Origin of the sequence: Amycolatopsis taiwanensis DSM 45107 (assembly GCF_000519205.1) — a bacterium.
Classification (GTDB): Bacteria; Actinomycetota; Actinomycetes; order Mycobacteriales; family Pseudonocardiaceae; genus Amycolatopsis_E; species Amycolatopsis_E taiwanensis.
The window spans coordinates 262099-283467 of the sequence record NZ_JAFB01000004.1 but is presented as its reverse complement, the minus strand read 5'-3'; the positions used below and the strand labels follow the sequence as shown (position 1 = coordinate 283467).

General features: G+C 69.8%; 23 protein-coding genes. 18 read left to right on the top strand and 5 right to left on the bottom strand.

Features of this window, described 5'->3' with window-relative positions; all coding sequences use genetic code 11:
- Positions 1-30: 30 nt before the first annotated feature.
- From A3CU_RS0103800 to A3CU_RS0103725, 16 genes are all read left to right on the top strand, one after another.
- Entirely contained in the window at positions 31-1593 is a 1563-nt protein-coding gene (locus A3CU_RS0103800; protein ID WP_043840614.1) for a molybdopterin-dependent oxidoreductase, read from the top strand.
- Between the two features lie 259 nt (positions 1594-1852).
- Positions 1853-2614: a redox-sensing transcriptional repressor Rex gene (locus A3CU_RS0103795; RefSeq protein WP_027941138.1), complete on the top strand. Its 762-nt coding sequence runs from the start codon at positions 1853-1855 to the stop codon at positions 2612-2614.
- A 70-nt stretch (positions 2615-2684) separates the two neighbouring features.
- Entirely contained in the window at positions 2685-4004 is a 1320-nt protein-coding gene (locus tag A3CU_RS0103790; protein ID WP_027941137.1) for a glutamyl-tRNA reductase, read from the top strand.
- The gene (gene hemC / locus A3CU_RS0103785; RefSeq protein WP_027941136.1) at positions 4001-4963 is read left to right on the top strand and encodes a hydroxymethylbilane synthase; all 963 of its coding nucleotides are present in this window, start codon (positions 4001-4003) and stop codon (positions 4961-4963) included. Before A3CU_RS0103790 ends, hemC begins: the two co-directional genes overlap by 4 nt.
- Positions 4964-5300: 337 nt before the next feature.
- Positions 5301-6833 carry a bifunctional uroporphyrinogen-III C-methyltransferase/uroporphyrinogen-III synthase gene (locus tag A3CU_RS0103780; RefSeq protein ID WP_027941135.1) on the top strand — a complete coding sequence of 511 codons (1533 nt, stop codon included), beginning with the start codon at positions 5301-5303 and terminating at the stop codon, positions 6831-6833.
- A 173-nt stretch (positions 6834-7006) separates the two neighbouring features.
- Positions 7007-7978, top strand: a complete 972-nt coding sequence (hemB, locus tag A3CU_RS0103775; RefSeq protein WP_084143074.1) for a porphobilinogen synthase — start codon at positions 7007-7009, stop codon at positions 7976-7978.
- Positions 7979-8027: 49 nt separating this feature from the next.
- Positions 8028-8606, top strand: a complete 579-nt coding sequence (locus A3CU_RS0103770) for a hypothetical protein (RefSeq protein ID WP_027941133.1) — start codon at positions 8028-8030, stop codon at positions 8604-8606.
- Positions 8603-9043, top strand: a complete 441-nt coding sequence (locus A3CU_RS0103765; protein ID WP_027941132.1) for a DUF3093 family protein — start codon at positions 8603-8605, stop codon at positions 9041-9043. Before A3CU_RS0103770 ends, A3CU_RS0103765 begins: the two co-directional genes overlap by 4 nt.
- The gene (locus A3CU_RS0103760) at positions 9040-9435 is read left to right on the top strand and encodes a hypothetical protein (RefSeq protein WP_245616864.1); all 396 of its coding nucleotides are present in this window, start codon (positions 9040-9042) and stop codon (positions 9433-9435) included. The genes A3CU_RS0103765 and A3CU_RS0103760 overlap by 4 nt, the downstream gene beginning before the upstream one ends.
- 26 nt (positions 9436-9461) lie before the next feature.
- Positions 9462-10763, top strand: coding sequence for a glutamate-1-semialdehyde 2,1-aminomutase (gene hemL / locus A3CU_RS0103755; RefSeq protein WP_027941130.1), 1302 nt, complete (start codon positions 9462-9464; stop codon positions 10761-10763).
- A gap of 40 nt (positions 10764-10803) precedes the next feature.
- The gene (locus A3CU_RS0103750; RefSeq protein WP_027941129.1) at positions 10804-11430 is read left to right on the top strand and encodes a histidine phosphatase family protein; all 627 of its coding nucleotides are present in this window, start codon (positions 10804-10806) and stop codon (positions 11428-11430) included.
- Positions 11427-11996, top strand: a complete 570-nt coding sequence (locus tag A3CU_RS0103745; protein WP_027941128.1) for a TlpA family protein disulfide reductase — start codon at positions 11427-11429, stop codon at positions 11994-11996. Before A3CU_RS0103750 ends, A3CU_RS0103745 begins: the two co-directional genes overlap by 4 nt.
- Positions 11997-12052: 56 nt before the next feature.
- Positions 12053-12826: a cytochrome c biogenesis CcdA family protein gene (locus A3CU_RS0103740; RefSeq protein ID WP_027941127.1), complete on the top strand. Its 774-nt coding sequence runs from the start codon at positions 12053-12055 to the stop codon at positions 12824-12826.
- Positions 12823-14424, top strand: a complete 1602-nt coding sequence (gene resB / locus A3CU_RS0103735; protein WP_027941126.1) for a cytochrome c biogenesis protein ResB — start codon at positions 12823-12825, stop codon at positions 14422-14424. Before A3CU_RS0103740 ends, resB begins: the two co-directional genes overlap by 4 nt.
- Before the next feature lie 3 nt (positions 14425-14427).
- Positions 14428-15414: a c-type cytochrome biogenesis protein CcsB gene (ccsB, locus tag A3CU_RS0103730; RefSeq protein WP_027941125.1), complete on the top strand. Its 987-nt coding sequence runs from the start codon at positions 14428-14430 to the stop codon at positions 15412-15414.
- Complete coding sequence (locus tag A3CU_RS0103725) at positions 15414-16496, top strand: MinD/ParA family ATP-binding protein (protein WP_027941124.1); 1083 nt, start codon at positions 15414-15416, stop codon at positions 16494-16496. The genes ccsB and A3CU_RS0103725 overlap by 1 nt, the downstream gene beginning before the upstream one ends.
- A gap of 192 nt (positions 16497-16688) precedes the next feature.
- On the opposite strand, the gene A3CU_RS0103720 is transcribed toward A3CU_RS0103725, so the two are convergent.
- Positions 16689-16871, bottom strand: a complete 183-nt coding sequence (locus tag A3CU_RS0103720; protein ID WP_027941123.1) for a hypothetical protein — start codon at positions 16869-16871, stop codon at positions 16689-16691.
- Between the two features lie 222 nt (positions 16872-17093).
- On the bottom strand, positions 17094-17303 hold the full coding sequence (locus A3CU_RS0103715; RefSeq protein ID WP_027941122.1) for a BldC family transcriptional regulator: 210 nt from the start codon (positions 17301-17303) through the stop codon (positions 17094-17096).
- Between the two features lie 282 nt (positions 17304-17585).
- On the opposite strand from A3CU_RS0103715, the gene A3CU_RS0103710 reads away from it, so the two are divergent.
- Both A3CU_RS0103710 and cds1 read left to right on the top strand, forming a co-directional pair.
- Positions 17586-17849 carry a DUF4229 domain-containing protein gene (locus tag A3CU_RS0103710; RefSeq protein ID WP_027941121.1) on the top strand — a complete coding sequence of 88 codons (264 nt, stop codon included), beginning with the start codon at positions 17586-17588 and terminating at the stop codon, positions 17847-17849.
- Complete coding sequence (cds1, locus tag A3CU_RS0103705; protein WP_027941120.1) at positions 17846-18916, top strand: L-cysteine desulfhydrase Cds1; 1071 nt, start codon at positions 17846-17848, stop codon at positions 18914-18916. The genes A3CU_RS0103710 and cds1 overlap by 4 nt, the downstream gene beginning before the upstream one ends.
- Before the next feature lie 3 nt (positions 18917-18919).
- Here the strand turns inward: cds1 and A3CU_RS0103700 are convergent, their stop codons facing one another.
- From A3CU_RS0103700 to menE, 3 genes are all read right to left on the bottom strand, one after another.
- Positions 18920-19792: a 1,4-dihydroxy-2-naphthoate polyprenyltransferase gene (locus A3CU_RS0103700; protein ID WP_027941119.1), complete on the bottom strand. Its 873-nt coding sequence runs from the start codon at positions 19790-19792 to the stop codon at positions 18920-18922.
- Between the two features lie 27 nt (positions 19793-19819).
- The gene (locus A3CU_RS52175; RefSeq protein WP_156960213.1) at positions 19820-19972 is read right to left on the bottom strand and encodes a hypothetical protein; all 153 of its coding nucleotides are present in this window, start codon (positions 19970-19972) and stop codon (positions 19820-19822) included.
- A gap of 248 nt (positions 19973-20220) precedes the next feature.
- Complete coding sequence (gene menE, locus A3CU_RS0103685) at positions 20221-21363, bottom strand: o-succinylbenzoate--CoA ligase (protein WP_027941118.1); 1143 nt, start codon at positions 21361-21363, stop codon at positions 20221-20223.
- Positions 21364-21369 lie beyond the last annotated feature (6 nt).

The following is a 21369-nucleotide window of genomic DNA, read 5'->3' as shown; positions in this document are numbered from 1 at the left end:
GATCCGGTGGATCACGCCAACAATGAAGCCGTGAGTACTTCAGTGGACGAAGCGCCGGCCGCGACGCCGTCGAGGCTGCCCGCCGGGCCGGCCGCGCTGATCGGGGTGCTGGCGTTGGCGGCGGCGCTGGCCGTGGGGCACCTGGCGGCCGCGTTCCTCGGCTTCGGCGCCTCGCCGTACCTCGCCGTGGGCAATGCCGCGGTCGACCTGGCGCCGTCCTGGCTCAAGGACTTCGCGATCAGCGCGTTCGGCACCATGGACAAGCCGGTCCTGCTGGCCGGCATGGCCGTGGTGATGGTGCTACTGGCGGCCGTCGCCGGGCTGATCTCGCGGAGGCGGCCGCTGCCCGGCCAGTGGTTCATCGCGGTGTTCGGGGTGCTCGGGATCGTCGCCGTGTACACCCGGCCGAATCTCGGGCAGCTCTCGGTGATCGCGCCGGTGCTGAGCCTGCTTACCGGGGTCATCGTGTTCCGTGTGCTGCACAACGCGGCGTTGAACGCGCTGCTCGACGCGCCGTTCGAGGAAGGCCCGCGGTCGGTCGGCCGTCGCCGGATCCTGTTCACCGGTGTCGCGGTCGGTGCGTTCGTGACCGGCGGGCTCGGCCAGTGGCTCGGTTCGCGGCGGGACGCCGAGGGCTCGCGGGCCGCCGTCGGTCGGCTCGTCCCCGCGGAGCCCGCGCCGCCGAGCCCCGCCGACGCGGACTTCGCCAAGCTCGGCACCCCGACGTTTCTCACCGCGAACGCCGATTTCTACCGCATCGACACCGCGCTGGTCGTGCCACAGGTCCGGGCCGAGGACTGGAACCTGCGCATCCACGGGATGGTCGAGAAGGAGATCACCTATACCTACGCCGATATCCGCAACCGCCCCCTCGTCGAACGCGTCGTGACGCTGTGCTGCGTCTCGAACCCGGTCGGCGGCCCGTACATCTCGACCGCGAAGTTCCTCGGCGTCGACCTGGCCGGCCTACTCGACGAAGCCGGCGTGCGGCCCGGGGCGCAGCAGCTGTATTCGACGAGCGTGGACGGATTCACCGCGGGGACCCCGATTTCCACCGTGCTGGACCCGGGCCGCGGCGCGATGCTGGCCATCGGCATGAACGGCGAGCCGTTGCCGGTCGAACACGGTTTCCCGGCGCGCCTGGTGGTGCCCGGCCTGTACGGCTACGTGTCGGCCACGAAGTGGGTGACCGATCTCGAAGTCACCACGTGGGACGCGAGGCAGGCGTACTGGATACAGCGTGGCTGGGCCCAGCAGGCACCGATCAAGACCGAGTCGCGGATCGACGCGCCGCAAGGCGCCGTGCCGGCGGGCAAGGTACGCCTGGCCGGGATCGCGTGGGCGCAGCACACCGGCATCGCCAAGGTCGAAGTGCAGCTGGACAACGGGCCGTGGCAGCAGGCCATGCTCTCGGCCGATGTCACCGAGGACGCGTGGCGGATGTGGTGGGCAGAATTCGACGCGGCTCCCGGCGGCCACAAGGCGAGCGTGCGCGCCACCGATCGCTCCGGCTACACCCAGACCGATCAGGTCGCCGACGTCGTTCCCGACGGTGCCACCGGCTGGCACACCATCACATTCACGGCACGCTGAATGGGCATTTCGTTCACTGCCAGGCGTTGCGGGTTACGGGCCGGTGCTCGCCGAGGCCGGGCGTCGAGCCCCCCGGATCATCGTGGAGACCAGGACCGTGTGGTTTCCGTCATCGTGCTGACCAGCCACTTTGTGCCTGCGTTCACAAGTGGCTACCGTAGTGCGTACCCCCGTTGCGCGGCCCGGGCATCGAACCGGAGTTGGCCGGCGCAGTCAAGTGGGTATTCACTGATTGACGGTGTCGAACGAGGAGGCCAGCGTGGTCGGACAGCGTGGCCGGCGAAACGGCTCCGCCGTTGGCCGCAAGCTTGCCACTCCCGACGCCGACAACGCGCCCACCGCCGAGATGCCCGCCGTCACCGAAGGCGACGAACAGCAGCGTGCCCGGGCGATCCCGGAGGCCGCGGTGGCCCGGCTCGCCGTCTACCTGCGGGTGCTCTCCGCCATGGCCGAGCAGGGCGGGACCACGGTGGCCAGCGAGGAACTCGCCGCCGCCGCCGGGGTCAATTCCGCGAAGCTGCGCAAGGACCTGTCCTACCTTGGTTCCTACGGGACGCGCGGGGTGGGCTACGAGGTCACGGTGCTCGTCGGCCACATCGAGCGCACCCTCGGCCTGACCCGCCAGCACAAGGTCGCGGTGGCCGGAATCGGGAACCTGGGTCATGCGTTGGCTAATTATGGCGGGTTTCCCGGGCGAGGGTTTCCCGTCGAAGCACTGTTCGACGTCGATCCCGACCTGGTCGGGGTTCCGGTCGGTGGGATCCCCGTCTCGCATGTCGACGACATACCGCAGGTGTGCCGGGAGCGGGGGATCTCGATAGGCGTGATCGCCACGCCGCCACCCGCGGCCCAGTCGGTGTGCGATCGGCTGGTGGCCGGCGGCGTGCAGTGCATCCTGAACTTCGCCCCCGTGGTCCTCCAGGTCCCGGACCACGTCGAGGCGCGCAAGGTGGACCTCGCGGTGGAACTACAGATCCTGTCGTTCTACGTGGCACGGCGTAACGGAATGGTGGTGCAGTGACCAGGATGCCAGAGCGGCTCGTCGACCCGGTCGCGGTCGCGGTCGCACGGAAACTCGCGGAGGAACTGCTGTGAGTGTCTTGGCCATCGGGCTTTCGCACCGTACCGCCGACTTCCACACGCTCGAGCGGGCCGCGGTGCCGGCGGCGGAGCTGGAGAAGGTGCTGCACGAGCTGCAACAGGCCGAGCACGTGCAGGAAGTCATGTTGCTTTCCTCGTGCAACCGCGTCGAGGTCTACGCCGTCGTCGAGACGTTCCACGGCGGCCTTGCCGACGTGTCGGAGGTGCTCGCCCGCCAGTCCGGCTGTCCGGCCACCGCGCTCTACGACAACCTGTACGTGCACTACGCGGGCGCCGCGGTCGAGCACATCTTCAACGTCGCCTCGGGGCTCGACTCGATGGTCGCCGGTGAGACGCAGATCCTCGGTCAGGTCCGTAACGCCTACGCCGCCGCACGCGACGCGGGCACGGTCGGCCGCACCCTGCACGAGTTGATCCAGACCACGCTGCGGGTCGGCAAGCGCGTGCACACCGAGACCGGGCTGGGCCAGCTCGGCGCGTCCGTGGTCGCCGAGGCCCTGGCCGCCGCCGGGGACGTGGCCGGACAGCACGCGCTGATCGTCGGCGCCGGGTCGATGGGGGCGCTGGCCGCGAGCCGGCTGCGCAAGGCCGGCGTCGGGCGGATCACCGTGGCCAACCGGACGCTGGCTCGCGCGGAACGGCTGGCCCGCAACATCGCCGAGCAGGGCGTGCCCGCCGCGGCGATGCCGATGGCCGGGCTGGCCGCCGCGGTGGCCGAGGCCGACCTGGTGATCTGCTGCACCGGCGCCAAGGGCGCCGTGCTGACCGCCGACCACGTGCTGCCGCGCGAGGACCGGCCGCTGGTGATCTGCGACCTCGGGCTCCCCCGCGACGTGGACCCCACGGTGACCGCCGTGCCGAAGGTCGGGCTGGTGGACCTGGAGACCGTGCAGCACCGCATAGAGACCTACGGGACCGGCGGCAGTAGCCGCCAGATCGCGCGGGCCACCGGCATCGTGCTCGACGAGGTGCGCGAGTACCTGGCCGGCCAGCGCAGTGCCGCGGTCACGCCGACCGTCACCGCGTTGCGCAAGCGGGCCGCCGAAGTCGTCGACGCCGAGCTGCTGCGGCTGGACAAGCGGCTTCCCGACATGGACACCGACGTGCGCGACGAGGTCGCGCGCACCGTGCGCCGGGTGGTCGACAAGTTGCTGCATGCGCCGACGGTGCGCGTGAAGCAGCTCGCCGCGGAAACCCAGGGGACCGACTACGCGAGCGCGCTGCGCGAGCTGTTCGAGCTCGACCCGGCTTCGCCGGTGGTGGTCTCCAGCCTCACCCCGAATCCCCAGACAGACGGTGAAACCCAGTGACGAGAACCATCAGGATCGGGACGAGGGCCAGCGCCCTTGCCCTGACACAGACCGGCACGGTCGCGGATGCCCTCCGCCGGGCCGGACAGCAGGTCGAGATCGTCAAGGTCACCACGCCCGGTGACCGGTCGAGTGCGCCGATCGCCGAGATCGGCGTCGGCGTGTTCACCTCGGCCCTGCGCGAGGCGTTGAAGGACGGCCGGGTCGACGTCGCCGTGCACTCCTACAAGGACCTGCCGACCGCCGCGGAACCGGGCATCGTGCTCGCCGCGGTGCCGCCGCGCGAGGACCCGCGGGACGCACTGATCGCCCGGGACGGGCTGACCCTTGCCGAGTTGCCGCCCGGATCGACCGTCGGCACCGGTTCGAACCGCCGGTCCGCGCAGCTGCGCGCGCTCGGCTTGGGCCTGCAGGTCGTGCCGATTCGCGGCAACGTCGACAGCCGCCTGCGCAAGGTGCACGAAGGCGAGCTGGACGCGATCGTGCTCGCCCGCGCCGGCCTGTCCCGGCTGGGGCTGGCGGATCAGATCACCGAGACGCTCGATCCGATCCAGATGCTGCCGTCGCCCGCGCAGGGTGCGCTGGCCGTGGAGTGCCGCGCCGACGACGTGGACATCGAGCACCTGCTCCAGTCCACTGTGAACGACGCGGGGACGCGCTCCGCGGTGACCGCGGAGCGGGCCATGCTCGCCGCGCTGGAAGCCGGCTGCAGCGCCCCCGTCGGCGCGCTGGCCGAAGTGGTGGAAGACCTCGAAGCCGATGGTTCGATCGTCGAACGCATCTCGTTGCGCGGTGTCGCCGCCGCGGGGGACGACGAGGCCTCGGACGTGCCGGTCCTGATCCGTGCCTCGGCGGTGGCGAACTCCGGGGACGCGGAACGGCTCGGCCGCGAACTGGCCGCGGAACTGCTCGACCTGGGCGCCGGTGCACTGTCCGGGCCCGGCGGCAAGCCACGCTGACGGCGCGGCTGCGACAACTGAAATCGGTAACCCGAGGCGCGCCCGAAAACCACGGGCGTGGTTCAGCTGCCCGCACCCGCGGGCACGAAATGAACACGCCAAGTGAACAAAAGAACACAACGGAACGCTGTTCCTACGGTAAGGATGCTGTTCAAACGCAAGATCGGTATCCATCGTGACGGACAACGACGCTGCACGTGGTCGGGGAGGCAGGCCGCCGCCGTGATCGACTGGCAGTCGACAACGGATGTCACGGTCTGGCTACCCGAACACGTCCGAACAACACTGTGAGATGGCCGTTCTGAACAACACCGACAAAGAGAAAGACGTAACTGCAATGACCCCCGCGCGGAAGACCGCTGGGCGCGTCGCGTTCGTGGGCTCCGGCCCCGGCGACGCCGGACTGCTGACCGTTCGTGCCCAGGAACTGCTGGCCAAGGCCGAGGTCGTGGTGACCGACCCGGACGTGCCCGCCGCGGTGCTCGCGCAAGCCAGCGCGGACGCCGAGGCCCGGCCGGCCGTCGGCGAGCCGGGCGAGGTGGCCAAGGATCTGGCCGGTGAGGCCAAGGCGGGCCGCCTGGTGCTCCGGCTGGTCAGCGGCGACCCCCTGACCAGCGCCGCGGCCGTGGCCGAGGTGCACGCCGTGGCCAAGACGAACGCCGTGTTCGAGATCGTGCCCGGCGTGACGCCCGGCACCGCGGTGCCCACCTACGCCGGGATCGCGCTCGGCGGTACCCATGTCGAGGCGGACGTCCGCGGCGAAGTGAACTGGGCCGGTCTCGCCGCGACACCGGGGCCGATCGTGCTGCACGCGACTTCGAGCCATCTGGCGGAGGCCGCCGGCGCGCTGGTCGAGCACGGGTTGTCCCCGCAGACCCCGGCCGCGGTCACCTCGAACGGCACCATCAACACCCAGCGCACGCTGGACAGCACCCTGGCCACCCTGGCGCAGGACGCCGGTGAGCTGGTCGGCCCGCTCGTGGTCACGGTCGGCGAAGCGGCCGGGCACCGGTCGAAGCTGTCGTGGTGGGAGTCGCGGGCGCTCTACGGCTGGAAGGTGCTCGTGCCGCGCACCAAGGAGCAGGCCGGCGAGATGGCCGAGCGGCTGCGCCAGCACGGCGCGACCTCGCACGAGGTGCCGACGATCTCGGTCGAGCCGCCGCGCAGCCCGGCGCAGATGGAGCGCTCGGTCAAGGGCCTGGTGGACGGCCGGTACCAGTGGATCGTGTTCACCTCGGCGAACGCGGTGCGCGCGGTGTGGGAGAAGTTCGAGGAGTTCGGCCTGGACGCGCGGGCCTTCTCGGGCGTGAAGATCGCGTGTGTCGGTGAGGCGACCGCGCAGCGGGTGCGCGCGTTCGGCATCAACCCCGAGATGGTGCCGAAGGGCGAGCAGTCGAGCGAGGGCCTGCTGGCCGAGTTCCCGCCGTACGACGACGTGCTCGACCCGGTCAACCGGGTCCTGCTGCCGCGCGCCGACATCGCCACCGAGACGCTGTCGGCCGGGTTGGTGGACCGCGGCTGGGAGGTCGACGACGTGACGGCCTACCGGACCGTCCGGGCGGCGCCGCCGCCCGCCGAGACCCGCGAGATGATCAAGACCGGCGGGTTCGACGCGGTGTGCTTCACCTCCTCCTCGACCGTCCGGAACCTGGTCGGCATCGCGGGCAAGCCGCATACCCGCACACTGGTCGCGTGCATCGGCCCGAAGACCGCGGAGACCGCGGTGGAGTTCGGCCTGCGCGTGGACGTCCAGCCGGAAAAGGCGGACATCCCGCACCTGGTCGACGCCCTGGCCGCGCACGCCGCCAAGCTGCGTGCCGAAGGCGCCCTGCCGCCGCCTCGCAAGGCCAAGCGCACCCGCCGCTCCTGACCCTTCCGCGAGTGGCGCTGCTGGTGCCACCGAGTTCGCATGAGTGACCCGTTCCTGCCGATTTTCGTCAGTAACGGGTCACTCATCGAAGTTCGGGCTTGACTGTTGGTGACATATGTGGGAGAAGGCTCGTGCTCGGGGAGCGCGAGGCGCACGGGAGTAGCCTCGATGGCGTGTTTCCCGAGCATCGTCCCCGCCGGTTGCGTACCACGACGGCGCTGCGGCGCCTGGTCAGTGAAACCACGCTGCGGCCGCGCCAGTTGATTTTGCCCATGTTCGTCGCGGAGGGCGCCGACGCGCCCCGGCCGATCTCGAGCATGCCGGGCGTCGTTCAGCACACTCGCGACAGTCTGCGCAAGGCCGCCGTGGATGCCGTGCGCGCCGGTGTCGGCGGCCTGATGATCTTCGGGGTGCCGCAGCGGCGCGACGCCGTCGGTTCCGGGGCCGTTGACGAGAACGGCATCCTGAACGTGGCGCTGCGCGACCTCAGGGCCGAACTGGGCGACGAGACCGTGCTGATGGCCGACACGTGTCTCGACGAGTTCACCGACCACGGGCACTGCGGCGTGCTGGACGCCAGCGGTGGTGTGGACAACGACGCGACGCTGAAGGTGTACGCCGACATGGCGGTCGCGCAGGCCGAAGCGGGCGCCCACCTGCTCGGCCCGAGCGGCATGATGGACGGTCAGGTCGGCGTGATCCGCCACGCGCTGGACGAGTCGGGCCACACCGACACCGGAATTCTGGCCTACTCGGTCAAATACGCGAGCGCGTTCTACGGACCCTTCCGGGAGGCGGTGGACTCGCAGCTCACCGGCGACCGCAAGACCTACCAGCAGGATCCGGGCAACGCCCGGGAAGCGCTGCGCGAGATCGAGCTGGACGTCGCCGAGGGCGCGGACGCGATCATGGTCAAGCCCGCACTCTCCTATTTGGACATACTGCGAGCGGCCGCGGAGGCGTCGCCGGTGCCGGTCGCGGCCTACAACATCTCGGGGGAGTACGCGATGGTCGAGGCGGCCGCGGCGAATGGCTGGCTGGATCGTCAGCGCACCATCCTGGAGGTGCTCACCTCGATGCGCCGCGCCGGTGCCGACATGATTCTCACCTACTGGGCGGTAGAAGCGTCATCGTGGCTGGATTAGGCGCCCCCGCCGACGGTCTCGACCGGGCTCTGCGAAGTATTCTCTGCTGATGACCGAATCAGACGGATCGGATGGCGAGCGTCGCGCCAAGGGCCTGCCCAAGGCGCCCGGCCTGCCGGAGGCGACGGCCACCGGAGTGACCCCGCCCATGCCGGTGCGGGTCTCGTTCTGGCTGTGGGTCGCCTCGGCGGTGGTCCTGGTGGTCTGTTACGTCGTGCCGGTCGTGTACCGCCAGCAGATCATCGACCAGAACATCAAGGCGACCCCGCAGTACTCGCCGGAACAGGTCGCCTCCGGCACCACGACCTTCCTCGTGCTGCTCCTGGTCGGTGCGGTCTCTTTCGCGGCCATGTACGTGCTGTTCGCCTACAAGGCCCGCCAGGGCACCCGATCGGCGCGCACCGTGCTGACCGTGTTCTTCGCGGTCGCCCTGGTGTTCCAGTACCTGTTCGGGCTCTTCCAGCTCGTCCTCGCCCTGCTGGCCATGCTCATCGCGCTCATCGCGCTCTTCCTGATGTACCTGCCCGCGGTCCGGCCCTACTTCCCCAAACCCGACGCCGCAACCGGCGGCGGGCGCCCCGGTCTGGGGTCCGGTTCGTTCCTGCCGGGCGGACGCAAGCGTTCGTGAGCGACGAGACCCGTTACCTGGAGCGCGGCGCGGCCTGGACCCCGCTGTGGTACGGGCCGGGCTTCGCGGTGCTGGGTGCGCTCGCCGAACTGGCCACGGGCGGGCCGGTGCACGTCGTGGCCTGGGTGCTGGTCGGCCTCGGCCTCGCCGCGATCACCGTGCCCTGGATCAATGCCCGCCGGCGCTTCCACACGGTCCGGGTCACCTCGACCGCGCTGTGGCAGGGGCGGGAGGAACTTCGGCTGGACCGCATCGCCGAGGTGACCGAGGTCGGCACGCCCGCCGGGGCGCGGGTGCTCGGTGGCGGCTGGAGCGTGCCGCGCAACTACGACGAGCTGCCCGTCCGGCTGGACGATGGCACCGTCGTGCTCGCGTGGGCGCGGGACGGCGAAGCGCTGCGCGCCGCCATCCGGAGTGTGAAAGGCTGGCCGGCGTGAACGACAAGGTCGGGCAGGAGGGTGCCCGGGTGTCCGGCGAGGTGCAGCCGCCGACGCGGCCGGCCGCGCTGCACCGGCCGTGGCGACTGGTGACCGCGGGCTGCGAGCTGGCCGTCGCCGCGGCCGCCGTGTGGTGCGCGGTGTGGATCTGGGGTTTTGGGGTGAGAACGCTCACTCTCACCCTGTCCGACGGCACCTCGCTGACCTCGACGCGGTTGGTCGGCAGTTGGGCGGCCGGCGCGATCGCACTCGGCATGGTCGCCGGGATCCTGCTGGTCGACGCGGTGCGCGAGGTGCTGCTGGGGACCGGCGTCCGGCGCAGGCGGCGCCGGAGGCGGCGGGGTGCCACGGGCGCCATCGAGGTTCAGCTGCCCCACCTCAGCGGGAGCTGACGACTGCTTCTGCGAGACTGGCAGTCGTGACGCACGGAGTCAATCAGTCCAGGGCATGGTTCGAACGGGCGGCGGCGGCGACTCCCGGCGGGGTGAACTCGCCGGTGCGGGCCTTCCAGTCGGTCGGCGGCACCCCGCGTTTCATGGTGCGCGGTGAAGGGCCATACCTGTGGGACGCGGACGGGAACTCCTACGTCGACCTCGTCTCCTCCTGGGGGCCGATGATCCTGGGCCACGCGCACCCGGAGGTGGTGGCGGCGGCGCGCGCGGCGGCGGGCGCGGGCCTGTCCTTCGGCACCCCCACCACCGGTGAGGTGGAACTCGCCGAGGAGATCATCGCCCGGGTCGAGCCGGTGCAGCAGGTCCGCCTGGTCAACTCCGGGACCGAGGCGACGATGAGCGCGATCCGGCTGGCCCGTGGCTTCACCGGGCGCAGCAAGGTCATCAAGTTCGCCGGGTGCTATCACGGTCACGTCGACGCGCTGCTGGCCCACGCCGGCTCCGGGGTCGCCACGCTCGGCCTCCCCACCTCGCCCGGCGTCACCGGCGCGCAGGCCGCCGACACCCTGGTGTTGCCCTACAACGACCTCGACGCGGTGCGGAAGGCCTTCGCGGAGAACCCGGATTCCATCGCCGCGATCATCACCGAGGCGGCGGCCGGGAACATGGGTGCCGTCGCCCCGCTCGACGGCTTCAACGCGGGCCTGCGTGAGCTGGCGCACGAGCACGGTGCCCTGTTGATCATGGACGAGGTGATGACCGGGTTCCGGGTGTCGCGTGCGGGCTGGTTCGGCCTCGAATCGGTGCCCGGAGACCTCTACACCTTCGGCAAGGTGATGTCCGGCGGCTTGCCGGCCGCGGCGTTCGGCGGCCGTGCCGACGTGATGGCCCGGCTGGCGCCGACCGGTCCGGTGTACCAGGCGGGGACGCTGTCCGGGAACCCGGTCGCGGTCGCGACCGGTCTCGCCACGCTTCGAGCGGCGGACGACGAGGTGTACCGCGCGCTCGACGCGAATTCTCAGCGCCTGGGCGCGTTGTTCACCGATGCGCTGAGCGCCGCGGGAGTCGCGCATCACATCGCCTACGCCGGAAATCTGCTGAGCGTGTTCTTCAGCGAAGGTCCCGTGCGCAATTACGACGACGCGAAAAACTCGGAGACCTGGCGTTTTCCGTCGTTCTTCCATGCGTTGCTCGATCGCGGCGTGTACGGGCCACCGAGCGCGTACGAGGCGTGGTTCGTCAACTCGGCGATGGACGAGGCCGCCTTCGAGATCATCGAGGCCGCGTTGCCCGCCGCGGCGCAAGCGGCGGCGGAGGCCGTCAAGTGAGCACCCCGGTGTCACACACGAAAACCCGCGGAGGAGCAGAGTGACGACGATTGTCCATCTGCTGCGCCACGGCGAGGTACACAACCCGGACGGCATCCTGTACGGGCGCTTGTCCGGGTTCCGGTTGTCCGAGCGCGGGCAACGGCAGGCGCTTGTCGTGGCCGAGGCGCTGGCCGGGCACGACATCGCGTCGATCGTGTCGTCGCCGCTTGAGCGGGCGCTTCAGACCGCGGCGCCGATCGCCGCCGCGCACCGCCTCGACGTGCGGACCGACGAACGGCTCATCGAGGCCGACAACGTTTTCCAGGGAAAGCGGGTCGCGGTTGGCGACGGCGCGCTTCGGCGGCCGGAGCACTGGCACCACCTGCGCAACCCGTTCCTGCCGTCGTGGGGCGAGCCGTACCTGCACATCGCCCGCCGGATGCTGGGTGCGGTGTACCGGGCGCGGGCCGCGGCCCAGGGGCGTGAGGCAGTATGCGTTTCCCACCAGCTGCCGATCTGGACGGTGCGGCGGTTTCTGGAGGGCCGGCGGATGTGGCACGACCCGCGTAAGCGGCAGTGCTCGCTGGCGTCGCTCACCAGCCTGGTGTTCGACGAGGAGCGGCTGGTCGACATCGTCTACTCCGAGCCGGCCGGCGTCACCGATCCGAAGGTGACCGGCGCATGAAGCGATTGATCTTGCTGGTCATGGCCGTGCTCGCGCTGGCCGGGTGCTCGACCGGCAAGGACGCGGTGTCGCAGGGCAGCAGCTTCCAGTTCGTCGCCCCGGGCGGGCAGACGGACATCTTCTACGACGGCGACCGCCAGCCGGTCCCGAACCTGTCCGGCGAAGACCTGATGGACGAGGGCAAGCGGATCTCGGTCTCCGACTACGCGGGCAAGGTCGTGGTGGTCAACCTGTGGGGCCAGTGGTGCGCGCCCTGCCGGACCGAGGCGCCGGAGCTGGAAAAGCTCTACCAGCAGGAGCAGGCGTCCGGCGTGCAGGTACTCGGCTATGACGTGCGGGACGACAACCGCTCGGCGCCGCAGGACTTCGTCCGCGACCGCGGCGTGACCTATCCGTCGATCTACGATCCGGCGGGGCGGGAATTGCTGAAACTGCGCGGCTATCCGCTCAATGCGGTTCCCTCGACCATCGTGCTCGACAAGCAACAGCGGGTCGCCGCGGTCTATCTGCGCTCGATTCTCGCGTCCGATTTGCTCCCATTGGTCGACCGGCTCGTCAAGGAGTAACTCGCGCCGCGCCCCCGGCGAAGCTCACACAAAGTCCACTGCTTACTCTCAATACCGTGAATTCCGTGACCGAGCTGGCGACCTCCGGGCCGTTGCTGCTCGCTGCCGGAGTCGCGCTCGCGGCCGGTGCGATTTCGTTCGCCTCGCCGTGCGTGGTCCCGCTCGTTCCGGGCTATCTCGCCTATCTCGCCGCGCTGGTGGGCGCCGACGCGCCCGCGGTGAGCGTAGACGAGAAACGCAAGAAGGGCCGCTTCGCCGTCGTCGGCGCGGCCGCGCTGTTCGTGCTCGGGTTCACCGTGGTGTTCGTGGCGACGCTGGGCAGCCTGGTCTGGCTTGCCGACGCCGTCCTCGGCAACCACGAACTGCTGCAGCGGATCGGCGGTGTGGTCACCATCGCGATGGGCCTGGTGTTCCTCGGCCTGATTCCCTGGCTCCAGCGCGACATCCGCACCCACCACGTGCCGCGAGCCGGGCTGCTCGGCGCGCCGCTGCTGGGCGCGGTGTTCGGGCTCGGCTGGACCCCCTGCATCGGCCCGACGCTGTCCGGCGTGCTCGCGCTGGCCACCGCCACCGGTAGCGCCGGTGCTCGCGGCTTCCTGCTGGTCCTCGTCTACTGTCTCGGTCTCGGCCTGCCGTTCCTGCTCATCGCCTTCGGCGCGCGGTGGGCGGTGCGTGCCACGGAATGGTTGCGGCGCAACGGCCGGCGGGTGCAGATCGTCGGCGGCGGCCTCCTGCTCGTGGTGGGTGTGTTGTTGGTCACCGGCCTCTGGGGTGACCTGGTCAGCTGGATTCGCAACTCCTTTGTCACGGACACGGTGCTGCCGCTGTGACTTCGACCAAGACGCCACCGAAGCCGGCCTACCGCGACTCGACTCCCCGTCGGGTCGTCGCGTTCGGGCGCAATACCTGGCGCGGGCTGACCTCGATGCGCACCGCGCTGATGCTGCTGTTCCTGCTCGCGCTCGCCGCGATGCCCGGAGCGCTGCTGCCGCAACGTTCGCTCAACGCGCCGAAGACCGCCGACTACATCGCCGCCCACGGTTGGTGGGGCACGCTGCTCGACCGGCTCCAGTTCTTCGACGTCTACTCCAGCATCTGGTTCTCGGCGATCTACCTGCTGCTGATGGTGTCGCTGGTCGGCTGCCTCACTCCGCGCACGCGGGATTACGTCCGCTCGATGCGGGCCAAGCCGGTGCTCACCCCGCGCAACCTTTCCCGGATGCCGCATTTCCTTCAGGCCCCTCGTACGGCGAGCGTCGACGAAGTGATCGAGGCCGCGCGCGCCCGGCTCAAGGGCTGGCGGATCGCCGAGCGCGAGGAGGACGGCGGCGCGCGCACGATCAGCGCGGAGCGCGGCTATCTCCGCGAGACCGGCAACCTCCTGTTCCACTTCGGCATGCTGGGTCTGATCGTCGCCTTCGCACTGGGCAAGATGTACAGCTACGAGGGCCAGGTCATCGTGCAGGCCAACGGTTCGGAGTTCTGCAACGGCGGGATCTACGCCTACGACTCGTTCAATCCGGGGCTGCGCGTCGACGGCACCGAGCTGGAGCCGTTCTGCGTCAAGGTCAACGACTTCTCGGCGCAGTACACTCCGGAAAACCAGCCGGTGGCGTACCTGGCCCCCATCGAATACCAGTCCGGCGCGGATTTGCAGAACAATGTGTGGAAGCCGTATCTGCTCGAGGTGAATTCACCACTGCGCACCGCGGGAGACCGCGTTTACCTCCTCGGCAACGGCTACTCACCGACTTTCACGGTCACCTATCCGAACGGCGAGGAGCGCACCCAGACCATCCAGTGGGCCACGACCGACCCGGCGACCCACCTGGCCGAGGGCGCCACGAAGTTCGACCCGCCGGGTGTCACCGATGCGGTTGAACGCCGCACCAAGCAGCTTGCGATCACCGGGCTGCTCGCACCGACCCCGCTCGTGCAGGGCGGCGTGCTCACCTCCGTCGCGCCGCAACTCGACAATCCCATGGTCGCGGTGGACGTGTTGCGCGGTGACCTGGGGTTGGACGCCGGCCGGAGCCAGTCGATCTTCAGCGTGGACCAGTCCATGGTCGACGACGGCAGGCTCAAGCGGGTCGCTCGGCAGAACCTGGCCGTGGACGAGTCGATCACCCTCGACGACGGCACCAAGATCCGTTTCGACGGCGTCGGCAAGTGGGTTTCCCTGCAGGTCTCGCACGATCCGACCCAGGTCTACGTGCTCGGCTTCGCGATCGCCATGTTCGTCGGGCTCGGTGCGTCGTTGCTGATCAAGCGGCGTCGTATGTGGATTCGGGTGAGCCCTGCGGATTCCGGTGAAGGCGGTACGGTGGTGCAGGTCGGCGGGCTGGCACGCACCGACCAGGCGGGTTACGGCGAGGAATTCAACCGCATAGCGGATGAGCTCATTTCGGGCGAGAAGAGGAAGAAGTAGCCAATGCCGGTGAACGAGACGTTGTCCCAGTACAGCGACTGGTCCTTCACAACCGCTACGGCGATCTATCTGCTGGCGCTGGTGTTCTTCCTGATCGAGCAGTCCTTCGGGGTGAAGGGCCGGCGGGCCGCCGAACGGTCCGCGACGCGCGTACGTGAGCTGGTCGGAGCCGGTGGGCCGTCGACGGCGAGCGAGCCGGTGGAGCCGCCGCCGGCGGCGCCGTCCCGGGAGGCCGGCCGCGCCGAGCGCATCGGCCGGATGGGTGTCGCGCTCACCGTGCTGGGCTTGCTGTTGCACGTCTGCGCGCTGGTGCTGCGTGGGCTGGCCGTGGACCGCTGGCCCTGGGGCAACATGTACGAGTACATCATGGCGGTGACCCTCATCGCCGTGGCGAGCTGGCTGTTTGTGCTGCGCAAGTTCCCGGTGCGCCACCTGTCCGGCTTCATGCTGTTGCCGGTCGTGATCCTGATGTTCGTCAACGGCACGTTGCTCTACACCGTGGCCGCTCCGGTGCAGCCCGCCCTGCAGTCGTACTGGCTGGTGATCCACGTTTCGGCGGCGATCATCGCCTCCGGCGTGTTCATGGTGCCGGGCGTGGCCAGCATCTGCTACCTGTTCCGGTCCGCGCACGAGCGTGACCCGCGCAAGTTCGCCAAGTTCGCGCCGAAGCTCCCCGCGGCCGACGTGCTGGACCGGGTCGCCTACCGGGCGACCGTGCTGGCGTTCCCGCTGTTCACCTTCGGTGTGCTGTGCGGCGCCGTCTGGGCCGAGTCCGCATGGGGCCGGTTCTGGGGCTGGGACCCGAAGGAGACGACCGCGTTCGTCGCATGGGTGGTCTACGCCGCGTACCTGCATTCGCGGGCCACGGCGGGCTGGCGCGGGACTCGCGCGGCGCTGATCAACATCATCGGGTTCGCCGTGATGGTGTTCAACCTGTTCTTCGTCAACCTGGTCACCACGGGCTTCCATTCCTACGCCGGGCTCGGCTGATGACGGATCCCCAAAGACCCGACCCCTACTTTTCCGAGGAAAACACCGACTCCACTCCCCATCCGGCGCCATCGCAGCGCCCCCAGCCCGGCGCCCACTACGACCCTGGCGCGCTGCCGCCGCTGCGGCCGGACTCGCCGTACCCGCCGCTGCCCCAGCCGTCCCGTGCCCGTCACGTCACCAGCCCCGTCCAGCAGCCCAAGCGCGCGCCCGGCTCCGGCTGGCGCCGCGTGGTCTATCTGGGTACCGGGAAACTGATCAACCCGGGGGAGAGCCCGGTCGAGCGGTACCAGCGCGAACTGACTCTTCGGGTCAACCAGCCGCTGCGAGGCTGCTTCAAGATCGGGATGCTGAGCCTCAAGGGCGGTGTGGGCAAGACCACCGTGACCACCATGCTCGGCTCGACCTTCGCTTCGCTGCGCGGGGACCGGGTGATCGCGGTCGACGCGAACCCCGACCGCGGCACGCTGTCGCAGAAGATCCCGATCGAGACCACCGCGACGGTCCGGCATCTGCTGCGTGACGCCGACAAGATGACCAGGTACAGCGACGTGCGCGCGTACACCTCCCAGGGGGCGAGCCGGCTGGAAATCCTGGCGAGCGAGCAGGACCCGGCGGTGTCCGAGGCGTTCTCCGAGAACGACTACCTGCGCACCCTGAACCTGCTCGAGCACCACTACAACATCGTGCTCACCGACTGCGGTACCGGCCTGATGCACTCGGCGATGAAGGGGGTGCTCGACTCGGCCGATGCGCTGGTCATCGTGTCGTCCTCGTCGGTGGACGGTGCACGGAGCGCCTCCGCGACGATCGACTGGCTGGAGGCCCACGGCTACGGTGAGCTGGTCAAACGGTCGGTCGCGGTGATCAACTCGGTGCGGCCGCAGGCGGGTACGGTGGATCTGGACAAGCTGGCCGCGCACTTCGCGGCGCGCACCAGGGCGGTGTGCCGCCTCCCGTTCGATCCGCACCTGGAGGAAGGCGCCGAGATCGAACTCGAACGCCTCACCGACGACACGCGGTTGGCTCTGCTCGAACTGAGCGCCACCATGGCCGACGCGTTCCCACTGAAGACCCGCTAGGCCGTGTTTTCAAGTGCGCGCGATCGGATTTGTGCAGCCAGGCCATGGCCAGGCATGACCCTTGCCTTCCCCGGTCGGCGGCCTACCTCCCCAAATCCGAGGCCTCCGGCGCGCGCCCGTGGTTACCTTGGGCGGAAACGCAGACTTTGCGACGCGCTGTAGCCCAGAGCTAACCGGCCGAGGCGGGCGGACTTACTTGGTGCCCTCGTCGTCCTCGCGGCGCTGCTGCTCGCCGAGCCGGCGCAGGAAGTCTGGGTCGTCGTCGGGGGCGACGGGTGAGCGGTGCGAAGAAACACCGACCCGCTCCGGTCCGAAGGCTCGCCACAACAGGACAGCGATGGTGAGCGCTCCGATCGCTGCGAGCAGGTAGATCATGCTCGCTCCTTCCGCGTGCCGCGAACTGACTCCCCCCGAGGGTAGCCTGTTCAGGCAAATTAGGGGGCAGCCACCTCGACTCCGTGAGGTCGGCGAGCAATTGCGGTCAGGGCCACCCGCTGGCGAAGCGTTATGAGTGACCCGTTCGTGCCGATTTCCGGCAGTAACGGGTCACTCATGACAGACTCGACCAGCGAGGTGGCCCGACCTGGTGTAGGTGTTTCAGGCGGTGGGCGTGCTCGCGTCCGTGGTCAGTTCGGCGAGCAGCTGGTTGACTTCGGACTCGCGGAACCGCCGGTGCCCGCCCGGGGTCCGGATCGAGCCGATCCGGCCGGCGGTCGCCCAGCGTGTCACGGTCTTCGGGTCCACCCGGAACAGCGCGGCGACTTCACCGGGGGTGAGCAACCGTCCCCCTGCCACGGTAGAGGTCATTTTCCGCCTCCTTAACGACTTCCCTGCTAAGCGGAATGCTTCCAGTTGGCCAACAGCGCAATCGTTGCATCTCACCCGCTGGGTACTCGAACGGTTGTGGAAGAGTAAAGGGGTAGTAAGGGACAAAACACCCAAACGACGGGGCTTGGTGGCCCGAACTCCCGCCTGGCCGACCCGGCTGCGTCGTCTGTGGGTGCGCCCCGCGCACCCGCCTGAGGACTTCTCCCAGACCCCCAGGGTGAGGCGGGGGCCGCCGTGGCTGGGAGCGTAACCTCATGTGATGTGAGTACCCCGCATCTGGCCCGTGACCTCAGTCTTTACCTGCTCGCGCGGCTCGGGCTCATCGTCGTGATCGCGGCCGTGCTCGTGCTGGTCAAGGTGCCGCTGCTGGTCGCGGTCGCGGTTGCCGTCGTGGTCGGCCTGCCGATCGGACTGCTCACGTTGCGCAAGCTCAACGCCCGAGTCACGGCCGGACTGGCCGCCCGTAACGAGCGCCGCGCCCGCGAGCGCGCGAAACTGCGGGCCCAGTTGCGGGGCGATGAATGAGGGCCTGGGTACGGGAGGCCATCCGGCTCATCGAGGCCGACGCCAACCGGAGCGCGGACACCCATCTGCATGTCTTCCCGTTGCCCCCGGAGTGGGGCGTGGATCTTTACCTCAAGGACGAGTCGGTGCATCCGACCGGCTCGCTCAAGCATCGCCTGGCTCGCTCGTTGCTGCTGTACGGCCTGGTCAACGGGCAGATCGGGCCGGACACCGTGCTCGTCGAGGCGTCCAGTGGCTCGACCGCGGTGTCCGAGGCGTACTTCGCGCGCATGCTCGGCCTGGAGTTCGTCGCGGTCATGCCGCGCAAGACCAGCCGCGAGAAGGTCGCGCTGATCGAGTTCTACGGCGGTAAATGTCACTTTGTCGACAGGCCGCCCGACATGTACAGCGAGGCCGAGCGGCTGGCGGCCGAAGTGGGTGGGCACTACCTCGACCAGTTCACCTATGCCGAGCGGGCCACCGACTGGCGCGGCAACAACAACATCGCGGACTCGGTGTTCACGCAGATGCGGGAGGAGCGGCACCCGCTGCCGGCGTGGATCGTGGTGGGCGCGGGCACCGGTGGGACGAGCGCGACATTCGGCCGGTACGTCCGGTACCGGCGGTACCCCACCAAGATCGCCGTCGTCGACCCGGAGAACTCCGCGTTCTACGGCGCCTGGCAAACCGGCGCCATGGATTACACGACCGGAATGCCTTCGCGCATCGAGGGCATCGGCCGGCCCCGGGTCGAGCCGTCGTTCGTGCCTACCGTGATCGACGACATGCTCCAGATCCCCGACGCGGGGTCGATGGCGGCGATCCGGCTGTTGCGGACACGCACCGGGCACTGGGCCGGCGGCTCCACCGGCACCAGCCTCTACGGCGTCTTCCAGCTGATCGCCCGGATGATCGCCGCGGGAGAGACGGGCAGCGTGGTCACGCTGCTCTGCGACGGCGGCGAGCGGTACGCCAACACCTACTACAACGACGAGTGGCTCGCCCAGCACGGGATGGACCCCGCGCCGCACCTGGCCGTGATGGAGCACTTCCTGCTGACCGGCGAGTGGGTTTCCCCCACGCCGTGATGGTCACGACAACGCGAGGGCGAGTGCGGTCAGCACCGAATAGGCCAGCATGACCATCCCGGTGTCACGCAACACCGGGATGAGACGCCCTCCGGTGCCGCCCCCGGTGATCACGCGCACCGGCGTGACCAGCATGGCCGCGCTGACCAGCGCGATCAGCACCAGCGGATGGGCGGGGGCGAGCAGGATCGTGATCACGTAGGGCACCGTCACCAGTGCCAGGTACATCCGTCGGGTGCCGGCGTCGCCGAGCCGGACGGCGAGCGTGTTCTTGCCCGCCTCGCGGTCGGTCGGGATGTCACGCAGGTTGTTGGCGGTCAGCACGCCCGAGGAGAAGCAGCCGACCCCGACGGCGGCGCCGAGCGCCGGCCAGCTGACCGTGCCGGCCTGGACGTAGACGGTGCCGAGCACCGCGGTGAGCCCGAAGAAAACGAAGACCGCGATCTCGCCGAATCCCGCGTAGCCATAAGGTTTCTTACCGCCGGTGTAGAACCACGCGCCGAGGACGCACACCGCGCCGATCGTCAGCAGCCACCATCGCCCGGTGGCCGCGACCAGAACCAGGCCGAGCACCCCGGCAAGGCCAAGACAGCCGAGCGCGGCCAGCAGCACGACCTTCGGCGCGGCCGCCCCGGAACCAACCAGCCGCAGCGGGCCGACCCGCTCGGCGTCCGTGCCGCGGATGCCGTCGGAGTAGTCGTTGGCGAAGTTCACGCCGATGATCAGCGACAACGCCACCAACAGGGCGAGCAGCGACGCCCACCACGAAAACGCCCCAAGTTGGATGGTGGCGCCGACGCCCGCCAGCACCGGGGCGATCGCGTTCGGCAGCGTGCGCGGGCGGGCACCTTCGATCCATTCCGTCACCGTGGCCATGCGGCCAATTCTGCGTGAACGCCGCCGTCAGCGGTGCCCCGGGTGGAACCAGGTGAGCGTGCCGCTGTCGGGATGCCGTGGGCCCGGGTGGGGGTTGGCCAGTGCGGGCGGGGCGAGCGCGAAGATCCCGGTGAGAACACCGGTCAGGACCGCCAGCAGGGCACGTTTCCGGAACCTCATGCGGCAGAAGAAACACTGTCGGCCGTCTTGTGTCAATGCGTCATTAAAAGTCCGTGACACCTCGGCCGGGCTCGGGGCCATGGTGGTCGGGGGCGCAAGCGGCATGTGTGGTCCCCTTCACAGCAGGGTCGCCGCCCTGAACAGATCTTCACGGTCGAACTCCGTGCGATCCTGGGAGGGGATCATGGCACGCTGGCGCTGTGGGACGTGACCAGCGGTCAGCAGATCGGCTCTGGCTGGGACGAACGTCACGGGAAAATCCGCGACACCACGGCGGACCGGTTGATCTTTCCGGGGCCGCGCAGCGGCAGCGCCTCGACGAACTCCAGCCGTTTCGGCACGGCCGCCGCGCCCAACCGGGCCCCGACCGCCGCGCGGAGCCCGCTGGGGTCGGCCGCGCCGGCCGGTTCGACCACGACCGCGGCGGCCACGATCTGGCCCCACTCCGCGTCCGGCAGGGCGACCACGCATGCTTCCCGGACCCCGGTGCAGCCGGTGAGAACGCCTTCGACCGCGGCGGCCGACACCTTGACGCCACCGGTGTTGATCACATGGTCGAGCCGGCCGAGTACGGCCAACTTGCCGTCGGAGAGCACCCCTTCGTCGCTGGTGCGGAACCAGCCGTCCACGAACGATTCGGCGGTGAGTTCGGGCCGCAATCGGTAGCCGTGCGCCAGCACTGGCCCAGACAAGAGGATCCGCCCGTCCGGCTCGACTTCGGCCCGTACGCCATCGAGCGGCACGCCGTCGTAGACGCAGCCGCTCGCGGTTTCGCTCATGCCGTAGGCGGGCACGATCCGCACTCCGGCGTCGGCGGCCCGCTCGCGCAGGGCGGCCGAGGTGGCGGCGGCCCCGAGGATGATCGCGTCGAACGTCCGGGCCGCCTCGAGTCCCGCGCCGCCCGCGTCGAGCAGCCGGACGAGCTGGGTGGGCACCATGGCCGTGTAGCGGGGACCTCCGCCCCGCGGCATCCCCGACACGGCCTCGGCGAACTGGTCGGCGCGGAAGGGCCCCGGGGGCAGAACGGTGCAGGAGGTCCCGGCGAGCAGCGACCGGACGACGACCTGGAGACCGCCGATGTACTGCGCGGGCGTGGCGAGCAGCCAGTGGCCTGGACCGCCGAGCCGGTCGTGTGTCGCGGTCGCCGAGGAGGTGAGCGCGCCCGCCGAAAGCAACACCCCCTTCGGCTCGCCGGTGGAGCCCGACGTCGCGATGATCACGGCGGTGCCGGGCTCGACGGGCTCGCCGGGGGCCATCGCGTCCCGCAGCCTGCCGGCCGACGGGTCGCGGGCATCGAGTGGGAGCACCGGTGGCCCGCCCGCGAGTGCTTCGGCGAGTGTCCCCTTCAACTCCTCTATGGTCTCCGGGCCGTCGAGCCATACTTCACGCACGATCGC